The sequence below is a fragment of the Pseudoalteromonas sp. 2CM39R genome, assembly GCF_023161845.1.
Map to the genome: position 1 here is coordinate 1 of NZ_JALNTM010000052.1, position 10,094 is coordinate 10,094.

Here is a 10,094-nt window from a genome sequence, read left to right on the forward strand (position 1 = left end):
TTCGAACCAGCGAAGGCTGAGCCGTCAGATTTACAGTCTGATCCCTTTGGCCGCTCGGGAACCCCTCCAATGCAACGGCGCTGATAATAGCAAACTTATTATTTAAGTAAAGAAAAAAACTAAAGAAAATTACATAAATGCCGATAACTGGTTAATCAAGAAACTATTTGGCTAAAGACTATGCAAATTGATGGTTTGTTGCTCACAGAGAGCCAACTCGATAATCGTCTAAATAAAAGTGTTCACGAGCACCGCTCTGGGGAATTTGCTTTATTACTAGCAATGCTTTCTCATGATGCGCTCGATTTTAGCCAGTTTCACCTGCCAAAAACTGAATTAAGCAATCCTGAAGTATCTGAATCTGCTTTGCGCACCGAGTTAGGTGCAGGCCCCACACAACCATTAGCTCCCGAACAGTTTGATATCCTGATAGGGCAAGAAAATGCACTTAGACTATTGCAAGGTGGTTTATCAGACATCAGATTACGTCATTGTTTAAACCCAGAGCCACTGAATGTTCGTGATGATAAGCAACATGTGCCGCTAGAAGTGATTGATAACTGTGAGCCTGCAGTTAGAAAACGCTTTTATGAAAAAAATAAACCCGTTGAGCGCCCACAAATCGATGCAGCTGCATTTTACGATAGTCTTACTGACGAGGCGATACATCAACCTCTTCATTTAGCTACAGCTTAGGTATAAGTGGCTTAATCGAAATGTCATAGACTTCGAATACACTAAGAATAGACTTATATTTAAGTAAAACTGCAAAAAGTACAGCTAAATTAAGATGTGCTTGTTATAATAGCAGTCTATGGCTTAATGCCATTGTCATTGTCATTGAACCAAGTTACTAGGACTATAATGAAGAAAACATTCACGCTAAACCACGAGAAAATTAAATATCCTCGTATGGTTGATGCAGCCAAGCACGAAGTAAAAAAATACTTAAAACGTGAGCGTAATAAAACACTCCCAGCAGGCGCCGACTATTGGGCGTTTGACTGTAAGTTTGGTGAATCAGCGGATGAGGCCAATGTCGTTCACGTGGCAGAGATTAATAAATGTATTAGCGATATCGAAGCAAAACAGCTTACATCGTTTTACGTTGAAATCTTAGCGCGTCCTGCACAGCGTCAACATCAAGAGTTTGACGAAGAGTAATATCCATACTGTTCTGCAGTAATACTCTTTCAAAAAAAGGGCCCTTCAGGCCCTTTTTTAGTTTTCGTAATTAATTATCGCGCAAATGGATCAGCATTAATTTTTTCAATGTACCACTTGCCTTTTTTACGCATCATTTTCACACTGCGCATATCATCAATTTTCTTACCATTAAAATAACCCGTAAAAATCAAATTGATGTTAGCCTTATCGCCATATTGTTCGCGTAGACTCATGTTAGTCATATCGACTTCAATCACCACTTCATCGTATTGCATATTAACCAGGTTACGAGCGAACTGCCCAGCGGTGCCATAAGATTTCATAATTCGCGCCATTTTAGGCGTGGCATATTCCATCGCAAGATTTAAATCGTTTTGGTTGTATAAAGCATCAAAATAGAGAGTCGCTACATTACCTGGGGTGTTTTTTTCGCCCTTTGGTGCGTCTTCAGAACCGCAACCGAAAAGAATGCTGCTACTTAGAAGGATAAAAGTTAAAAGTATATTTTTCATTGTTGTAGTTTTTCGAGTGAACTTAAAATTAAGTGTGTGACTAAATGAGCATGATGTAAAGTTAACTCGGTAAAATTATTGGTTTTATTTATTTTAGGTAATAAAAAAGGACGCATGTATGCATCCTTTTTTAAAAACTAAGAGGTTCTTAGTGATTACTGAACAAGCTCTTTATCGCTGAACTCTTCAGCAAATAATGGGCTAGATAAGTAACGCTCAGTCGCACTTGGTAAAATTACCACAATGTTCTTGTCTGCGTTCTCAGGTTTTTCAGCAAGGCGTTTTGCCGCAACTACTGCAGCACCAGAAGAAATACCCACTAAAATCCCTTCGTTTTTCATTAGTTCATGAGCCATAGCAATCGCATCTTCATTTGATACTTGCTCTGCAGCGTCTACAACTTCTAAATCAAGGTTGCCAGGGATGAAGCCTGCACCGATACCTTGGATTTTATGAGGGCCCGGTTTAACTTCTTCACCAGCTAATGTTTGGCTAATAACTGGAGAGTTAGTTGGTTCAACAGCAACCGATTGAACATTTAAACCTTTTTCTAGTTTAAGGTAACGGCTAACACCCGTAATAGTACCACCAGTACCAACACCCGCTACGAAGATGTCGATTTTACCGTCCATTGCTTCATAGATTTCAGGGCCCGTTGTTTCAAAGTGAATTTTCGGGTTAGCTGGGTTTTCGAACTGTTGTAAAAGAATGTATTTTTCAGGCTCACTCGCTTGAATTTCTTTTGCTTTTTCAATCGCGCCATTCATACCCTTAGCGCCATCAGTTAAAACTAGGTTAGCACCTAACGCTTTTAATAATTTACGACGCTCTAAGCTCATTGTGTTAGGCATAGTCAGGGTTAACTTATAGCCACGAGAAGCCGCTACGAACGCAAGTGCGATACCTGTGTTACCTGAAGTCGGCTCGATTAACTCTTTTTCTTTGGTTAATACACCTGACTTTTCTGCTTCCCAGATCATTGAAGCGCCAATTCGGCATTTAACACTGAAGCTTGGGTTACGTGATTCAACTTTAGCAAAAACATTACCTGAGGTTACGCGGTTAAGCTTTACAATTGGTGTATTACCAATCGTTAATGAATTATCTTCAAAAATGTTAGACATAGTGTTCCCTTGGAAGCAATTTATTCAATCGTTGATCAACTAGCTTAGGCTAGCGATCTGTAATAGTCACACTTTACTGTGGTGAAATAAAAACGAAAGTAAAGTTTGGCTATAACATATAGCGAATAGGCTTATAGCATTTAGTAATAAGGTGGGAAAAGAAGGGCGCGCACCAAAAGGTGCGCTAGTATGGTCTTAAAGCAACCAAGCGTAGCTAAATTTAGCAAATAACGTACGCTGCTCTTTAGTAATTGATGATAGCTCATCATCTTGATAGCCATTATCTGAGTAACCAGCAAAGAATACCGTTTGCGGGTTCAGCTTGTAAGAATACAACAGCTGAGTGGCTAACTTTTTATATTGGCTATCTACATCATCAATGTAATTAGCCTGATTGCGTTCTAAATCGGTATAAATGACTGCAAGGCGTAAAAAGCTATTCACGTTGAATTGGTAAGTTAAACGCACATCACTTAAGTTGGCGGTAAATACTTCACTGCCATCGGCTTCAAGCTGCTCATAAGTATGACGTAAACGCACTTCAAAATGCTTACCAAGGTTCATATTCAGTACAGGGCGTATATGGAACTTATCACCAACGCGGTTATTCGCTAAATCAACGGCATTACCTGTATACATATATAAAGAAGCAAATACCCCAGCTTTTGGTTTAAAGTCACTGTAAAAGCCAACGCCATTTTCGCTAAACAAGTCCGTGTTACCGTCGATATCTAAACGTGATTTATCGTGGCGAAGGCCAGTGCGGTTACGGTGCTCAACAGAGACCTCAAAAAAGCTTTGTAACGGGCCGCTGACTGAAAAACTAGTTTGTGCTTCTTTTTCGAGAAGTTCGTTATTTTCGTTGTGGGTAATATCCCAATCGGCGTAAAGGTTAGCGCGATTCCACCAATTGCCTTTATCACCATACCAGCGGTATTCGCCACCAGTCGTAAACTTTTTAAAATCAACTTGTGAGATAAAGCCCAAGTCAGCTCTTAAATCAGCATCACGGTAATTATAATCAGCGAAGGCACGCCAGTACTTCTCGTCGTGTTGATACTTTAGGTAGTAGCCAGTACCTGATTGCTGTTCTCTACTTAAAACACGAAGTACGCCTTCGTTATAGTCGCAGTCACTATTTAATTCACAAATTACTTGCTCGGGCTGTAAGCAGTTATCACCATCACATAACTCATCGATAAAATCTTGGCTGTATTGCGTTTGTGACTTTAATACTTGTACTAAGAAAACATCGTTCACTGTTGGTTTGTATTTGCTATCAATACTGTAAACCGTGTTTTTATAATCATCACTTTGTCTGTGTGTTGCCGTTGAACCGAGTGATAATCCTGATTCAAAATCGTATCGATAACGCAGGGCACCGTTTTCACTTTTATCGTCAAGGGCGACAAGCGATGAGCCTAAATTGCCCGGGATCAACACATTGGTTTGCGTATCATTGGCAATGAAGCCGGCAAATGTATGGCCATTTTTGCTGCCGGTGATTTTTGTGCCGTAATCTGGCTGGGCAATATTACGGGTATGAATAAGGTTAAGTGTTGAGGCAAAGTAGTCAGCGTTATCTAAAAAGAAGGCACGCTTTTCTGGGAAGAATAAACTGAAATTATTGTTCACACTCAATTGTGCTACATCCGCTTCAACCTGAGAAAAATCAGGATTAATCGTCGCATTTAAAGTGATATCTGGGGTGATCCCCCATTTAACATCGAGGCTGGCTTCAGTATTGTTCTCTGTCTCCCAATCACCCACTTGTGAGCCATCAATATCACGAGTCTCATTTTTGCCAAGCACCACAGATGGAATAATCGCCACGTTATTGCCTTGTTTTGCTTGTTCAAAACCTTGGTAAGTTGGCATTTGGCAAATCCAACAATTGTTACCGTGGTCAATTTGCATATTTGAGATACGTAACCGTTCACTGCGCGGTAAAAAGCGTAAAAACTCCATCGCCATAGTTTTACTTGCTACGCTGTCGTCAAAATTCAATACGCGTAGCGGAATGGCAACTTCAACTGTGTAGCCTTTATCATGAATAACACCGACGCTATCCCAAATACCGTCCCATGATGAGCTTTCATGTTTGGTCAGTTCGTTTTCTATTGAATCTTGTTGTACGCCAAGTGGGTTAATAAAAAATTGATAAGCTAATTGAGAATTATTGTATGAATCAATTTTTAGCCCGACTAAGTCATCATCCCAGGCTGCGTCACGGTCACGGTAAAAAGCACGAATAAGTTCTGGGTTTGGATCATTCGCTTCAAAGCCAATAAAAAGTGTTTCGCCATCCTCATAAACATAAGCGTAGGTGGTGACTGGGCTTTTACTGTTTTCGTAAGGCCAAGTAACGTTGTCTATGGTAATTTTTTTGGCACGTTGCCAACTTGGCTCATTGAGCTGGCCGTCAATTGTTGCCTGCTCTGCAATAAAAGGAAGGGTGACAGGTTGGCTGGTGGCCAAGCTGGTAAAAGGCACGCTTAATAGAGCGGCACTTAACATTGATTTATACATAAGCACTATACGGGTATTCAAAACTGCGAGCATGTTATTAATTTGCAACTTTGTTAACAAATGCAACGCGACAGGGCGCATATATTTACGTTCAAATTAGATTCTAACAAGCTGTGGTGGTAATTTGCGCAGTTAAACGTTAATTTGGCTGTTTTATAACAAAAGTAAACTAAAACGTGGTAAAAGATTACCACCTAAAAATTGAAGTGATCGTTATGAATTTAATTCTAAAATTAATTGCTGGTATTGTTGCCGGTATTTTAGTGGGCTTATATGTGCCACTAACAGGTGTTGAACTCCTTTACACAGTAAAAGAAATAATAGGTCAGTTGATCACCTTTACCATCCCGTTAATTATTTTATTTTTTATCGCATCAGGTATTGCTGGTTTACCAAAAGGGTCAGGCCACTTGTTAGGAAAAACAGTTGGCTTTGCATATGGTTCAACCGTTATTGCTGGAACCTTAGCGTTTTTACTTGTCAGCGCTATGATCCCATTGTTTGATGGCGGTTTAACGTTTGAAGCAGAAGTTGCTACCGAAGTGGGCAGCTTTATTGATTTAGAAATTCCACCTCTTATGAGTGTAATGACAGCACTTGCTGCGGCATTCATTTTTGGTATTGGTATGAGCCAGTTACAGCTTGATACGTTAAAGAAAGTATCTGATCAGGGCCGTGATGTGATTGATGGCTTATTAGCAAAAGTAATTATTCCTGCGTTACCTTTTTACATTGCTGGTGTTTTCGCGGAAATGACAGTTGCTGGCACCGTGGTTGATACGCTGCAAACATTTGGTATTGTTTTGCTAGCTGCATTAATTATGCACTGGCTATGGCTGACTGTTTTATATGTATCTACAGGTCTTTTACTAAAGCGTAATCCTTTAGAGCTTGTAAAAAATATGCTACCCGCTTATTTTACTGCTTTAGGTACAATGTCGAGTGCAGCAACAATTCCAGTTTCACTTCGCTCAAGCAAAGCAAATAACGTAAAAGAAGATGTTGCTAACTTTACAGTGCCTTTATGTGCAACCATCCATTTATCGGGCTCAACAATTACGATTGTGACATGTGCAATGGCTGTTATGTTCTTATCACCGAATATGGATGTACCATCGTTATTTGGTATGTTGCCATTTATTATGATGCTAGGCGTTGTAATGATTGCTGCGCCCGGCGCACCAGGTGGGGCAGTTATGTCGGCATTGGGTCTTTTAACAAGTATGCTTGGTTTTAATGAAGGTGCGGTTGCATTAATGATTGCACTTTATTTAGCACAAGATAGCTTTGGTACTGCCTGTAATGTAACAGGTGATGGTATCATTGCCCTATGGGTTGATCGTTTCAGCGAGAAAGCATCAGCTTAAAATTAATTAGTGAAGCGATATTTTGATTTATCGTTTCACTTTTTCTGTGCTAATGTGGCACATTAAATTGTGCGAAAGCAGCTATTTGGGTTATTTGAGGGTGTTCCATTGATTAATGTACTTTTAGTTGATGACCATGAACTTGTACGGACAGGGATCAGACGTATACTTGATGATGTTCGTGGTTTTAAAGTGGTGGGTGAAGCTAAAACCGGTGAAGAAGCGGTGCAATTTTGCCGTCAACATTCACCTGATATCGTGTTGATGGACATGAATATGCCAGGTATTGGCGGTTTAGAAGCGACAAAGAAAATCTGTCGTTATTGCCCAGATGTGAAAATTATTGTGCTTACCGTGCATTGTGAAGATCCATTCCCAAGCAAAGTAATGCAAATCGGTGCTCATGGTTATCTGACAAAAGGTGCCGGCTCTGATGAAATGGTTAACGCCATTCGTGCGGTTAATGCAGGGCAACGTTATATTGCACCTGAAATTGCACAGCAAATTGCCCTTGCTCAGGTAAGCGGCCGCACAGATGAAAACCCATTCCAGAGTTTGTCTGAGCGTGAGCTGCAAATCATGCTGATGATCACTAAAGGTGAGAAAGCGCAAGATATTGCGGATCGCTTGAACCTGAGTTCAAAAACAGTGAATAGCTATCGCTATCGCATGTTTGAAAAGCTAAATGTAGGGGGTGATGTTGAACTTACCCATTTAGCAATTCGTCATAAAATGATCGACATTGATAGCTCGCATTAATTTGCTCAATGTCTGATTTCGAACCAGCCCGTTTTCTAAAAACACTATCAAGTGAGCCCGGTGTCTACCGAATGCTTGATAGTGAAGGGCAAGTTATCTATGTTGGTAAGGCTAAAAATCTAAAAAAGCGCGTAAGTAGTTACTTCCGTAGTAATGTAACTGATAGCAAAACGCGTGTATTAGTAAGTAATATTTGCGGTATTGAAGTCACCCTGACCAACACTGAAACCGAAGCCTTATTACTCGAAAACAACCTAATTAAAAAATATCAGCCTCGTTACAATATTTTGCTGCGAGATGATAAGTCATATCCTTATATTCTTTTAACTGATCATAAGCACCCGCGACTTGCTTTTCATCGTGGTAGCCGAAAAATTAAAGGCGAATATTTTGGCCCATTCCCAAGTGCGGGAGCGGTATCTGAAAGTTTGCGTTTAATGCAAAAAATCTTTCCGGTTCGCCAATGTGAAGATGCGTATTACCGAGCTAGAAGCCGTCCATGTTTACAATATCAGTTAAAACGCTGCTCAGCGCCGTGTGTGAATAAAATCTCCGATGAAGAATATCAACAAGAAGTTGATTTTGTTCGCAAGTTTTTGTTGGGCAAATCTCATGAAGTCATTGCCGATTTAGTTACTAAAATGGAGCAAGCAAGTAAAGAACTTAAATTTGAGCTTGCGGCCAAAGTGCGTGACCAAATCATGTTGCTTCGAAAAATGCAGGAGCAACAGTCTATTTCAGGTAACCATGCTGAGATGGATGTAGTGGGTTTTGCGCATTTAAATGGTTTAAATGCGGTTCACTTATTAATGATCCGCGACCACAAAGTGCTAGGCAGTAAAACTTATTTTCCTAAAGTGCCAAAAGACTCAGGTGAAGAAGAAATTCTAACTTCTTTTTTAGGCCAATATTATCTAGCTCCCGGTGCAACAGGGCGTATTGCTAAAGAAATTATATTACCGTTTAGTATTGAAGAAAGTGAGCCATTAAGCGAAGCGCTTACGGCAATCTCTGAACGTAAAGTGAGTCTAAAAGTTGCTAATCGCGGTGAGCGGGCACAGTATTTAAAACTTGCTAATAAAAATGCACTTAACAGCATTAGTGTTAAGCAAAGCACGCAGGATTCAATCAACAAACGCTACGCACAATTAAAAGAAACATTACGCCTAGATGATATTAATCGCATGGAATGTTTTGATATCAGCCATACAATGGGTGAAAACACGGTAGCAAGTTGTGTGGTGTTTGATTCGCAAGGGCCTAATAATAAAGAATATCGTCGATTTAATGTTACTGGCATCACCGGTGGTGATGATTATGCTGCGATGGAATTCGCACTTAATAAACGCTACAACAAAGTAGTCGATGAAGAAAAAATTCCAGATGTCATCTTTATCGATGGTGGTAAAGGTCAATTATCTCGTGCTGAGCAATATTTTGAAAACTGGCCGCATAATAAAATGCCATTGCTGGTGGGTGTTGCAAAAGGTACTAGTCGAAAACCTGGTTTAGAAACGCTATTAATTGATGGCGGACGTAAAACAATACCACTTGATTCAGATGCACCAGCGCTGCATTTAATTCAGCATATTCGTGATGAGTCGCACCGTTTTGCCATTGCAGGGCATCGTAATAAACGACAAAAACAACGCACACAATCATTGTTAGAAGAAATTACCGGCGTAGGACAAAAACGCCGACAAGCATTATTAAAATATTTAGGGGGCATGCAAGGGGTAAAAGCTGCTAATATAGACCAATTAAAACAAGTTCCTGGGATCAGCCCTGAAATGGCTGAAAAGATATTTAATCATTTGCATGACAAGGCGTAGCCTTCGTGCGAATATAGTAAAAAAAGACATCTCCAAGTAGTTATGTGGAATATTCCAAACACACTCACAACCTTTAGACTTTTTCTTATCCCCATTTTTTTGGTGATATTTTATTTGCCTTTCTCATGGGCGTTTTTCGCAGCTGCGTTTGTTTTCTGGCTTGCGTCAATCACAGATATCCTTGATGGCTATCTAGCGCGTCGTTTAAATCAGTCAACGCCTTTCGGTGCATTCTTAGATCCGGTTGCCGACAAAGTAATGGTGTGTGCTGCACTGGTTGCTTTATCAAGCCACTACCAAAGTTTGTATATGACTATTCCAGCATTAGTTATTATTAGCCGTGAAATTGTTATCTCGGCCTTACGCGAATGGATGGCAGAGCAAGGTAAACGTGACAACGTAGCTGTATCAAACATGGGTAAGTTTAAAACTGCAGCACAGATGCTAGCCATAATTGGTTTGATCTGGCAGTTTGATACATGGATGATCTACTTAAGTTATGGCCTTTTATACATCGCAACATTCTTAACGCTTAGTTCTATGTTGCAGTATTTAATAGCGGCATGGTCAGAATTGACCAAAAATTGATCCTAAACGTTTAATTACACACCGTTTTAGATAAAAAATAAGCAAACAGTTCAAAACTAGCATTTTTTATATTGACGCGTTTAATAATCTCTGTAGAATGCGTCCGTGTTGAGAGGGCATAGCCCCCAAGATAAAGAAAGCGGCACTAGCTCAGTTGGTAGAGCGCAACCTTGCCAAGGTTGAGGTCACGAGTTCGAGCCTCGTGTGCCGCTCCAA

At 40.2% G+C, this 10,094-nt stretch carries 9 protein-coding genes and 1 tRNA gene; 7 read left to right on the forward strand and 3 right to left on the reverse strand.

Going from position 1 to position 10,094, the window contains the following annotated elements; translation table 11 throughout:
- Positions 1–180 precede the first annotated feature (180 nt).
- Both MTF66_RS38220 and MTF66_RS38225 read left to right on the forward strand, forming a co-directional pair.
- Positions 181–696, forward strand: a complete 516-nt coding sequence (locus MTF66_RS38220) for a VC2046/SO_2500 family protein (protein WP_248530337.1) — start codon at positions 181–183, stop codon at positions 694–696.
- Between the two features lie 168 nt (positions 697–864).
- On the forward strand, positions 865–1,164 hold the full coding sequence (locus tag MTF66_RS38225; protein ID WP_054564021.1) for a DUF6172 family protein: 300 nt from the start codon (positions 865–867) through the stop codon (positions 1,162–1,164).
- 74 nt (positions 1,165–1,238) lie between these two features.
- On the opposite strand, the gene MTF66_RS38230 is transcribed toward MTF66_RS38225, so the two are convergent.
- The 3 genes from MTF66_RS38230 to MTF66_RS38240 all read right to left on the reverse strand — a co-directional run bounded on the left by MTF66_RS38230 (position 1,239) and on the right by MTF66_RS38240 (position 5,332).
- Positions 1,239–1,679 carry a hypothetical protein gene (locus MTF66_RS38230; protein ID WP_054564020.1) on the reverse strand — a complete coding sequence of 147 codons (441 nt, stop codon included), beginning with the start codon at positions 1,677–1,679 and terminating at the stop codon, positions 1,239–1,241.
- A 155-nt stretch (positions 1,680–1,834) separates the two neighbouring features.
- Positions 1,835–2,803 (reverse strand): cysteine synthase A, encoded by a 969-nt coding sequence (gene cysK, locus MTF66_RS38235; RefSeq protein ID WP_058583732.1) that lies wholly within the window; start codon positions 2,801–2,803, stop codon positions 1,835–1,837.
- Positions 2,804–2,998: 195 nt separating this feature from the next.
- On the reverse strand, positions 2,999–5,332 hold the full coding sequence (locus MTF66_RS38240) for a carbohydrate binding family 9 domain-containing protein (protein ID WP_248530338.1): 2,334 nt from the start codon (positions 5,330–5,332) through the stop codon (positions 2,999–3,001).
- 215 nt (positions 5,333–5,547) lie between these two features.
- Here MTF66_RS38240 and MTF66_RS38245 point away from each other — a divergent pair, with 215 nt between their 5' ends.
- The 5 genes from MTF66_RS38245 to MTF66_RS38265 all read left to right on the forward strand — a co-directional run bounded on the left by MTF66_RS38245 (position 5,548) and on the right by MTF66_RS38265 (position 10,093).
- Positions 5,548–6,699, forward strand: a complete 1,152-nt coding sequence (locus tag MTF66_RS38245; RefSeq protein ID WP_054553767.1) for a dicarboxylate/amino acid:cation symporter — start codon at positions 5,548–5,550, stop codon at positions 6,697–6,699.
- Positions 6,700–6,807: 108 nt separating this feature from the next.
- Complete coding sequence (gene uvrY / locus MTF66_RS38250; protein ID WP_054564041.1) at positions 6,808–7,458, forward strand: UvrY/SirA/GacA family response regulator transcription factor; 651 nt, start codon at positions 6,808–6,810, stop codon at positions 7,456–7,458.
- Between the two features lie 8 nt (positions 7,459–7,466).
- Positions 7,467–9,290 carry an excinuclease ABC subunit UvrC gene (gene uvrC, locus MTF66_RS38255; protein ID WP_054553646.1) on the forward strand — a complete coding sequence of 608 codons (1,824 nt, stop codon included), beginning with the start codon at positions 7,467–7,469 and terminating at the stop codon, positions 9,288–9,290.
- A 42-nt stretch (positions 9,291–9,332) separates the two neighbouring features.
- Positions 9,333–9,878, forward strand: coding sequence for a CDP-diacylglycerol--glycerol-3-phosphate 3-phosphatidyltransferase (gene pgsA / locus MTF66_RS38260; RefSeq protein WP_058583731.1), 546 nt, complete (start codon positions 9,333–9,335; stop codon positions 9,876–9,878).
- 139 nt (positions 9,879–10,017) lie between these two features.
- Positions 10,018–10,093, forward strand: a tRNA-Gly gene (locus tag MTF66_RS38265).
- Position 10,094: the final 1 nt, after the last annotated feature.

Excerpts from the sequence above, each read along its gene's own strand:
- MTF66_RS38220 (WP_248530337.1), top strand. The coding sequence starts at position 181 with ATGCAAATTGATGGTTTGTTGCTCACAGAGAGCCAACTCGATAATCGT.
- MTF66_RS38225 (WP_054564021.1), top strand. The coding sequence starts at position 865 with ATGAAGAAAACATTCACGCTAAACCACGAGAAAATTAAATATCCTCGT.
- MTF66_RS38230 (WP_054564020.1), bottom strand. The coding sequence starts at position 1,679 with ATGAAAAATATACTTTTAACTTTTATCCTTCTAAGTAGCAGCATTCTT.
- cysK (WP_058583732.1), bottom strand. The coding sequence starts at position 2,803 with ATGTCTAACATTTTTGAAGATAATTCATTAACGATTGGTAATACACCA.
- MTF66_RS38240 (WP_248530338.1), bottom strand. The coding sequence starts at position 5,332 with ATGTATAAATCAATGTTAAGTGCCGCTCTATTAAGCGTGCCTTTTACC.
- MTF66_RS38245 (WP_054553767.1), top strand. The coding sequence starts at position 5,548 with ATGAATTTAATTCTAAAATTAATTGCTGGTATTGTTGCCGGTATTTTA.
- uvrC (WP_054553646.1), top strand. The coding sequence starts at position 7,467 with ATGTCTGATTTCGAACCAGCCCGTTTTCTAAAAACACTATCAAGTGAG.
- pgsA (WP_058583731.1), top strand. The coding sequence starts at position 9,333 with ATGTGGAATATTCCAAACACACTCACAACCTTTAGACTTTTTCTTATC.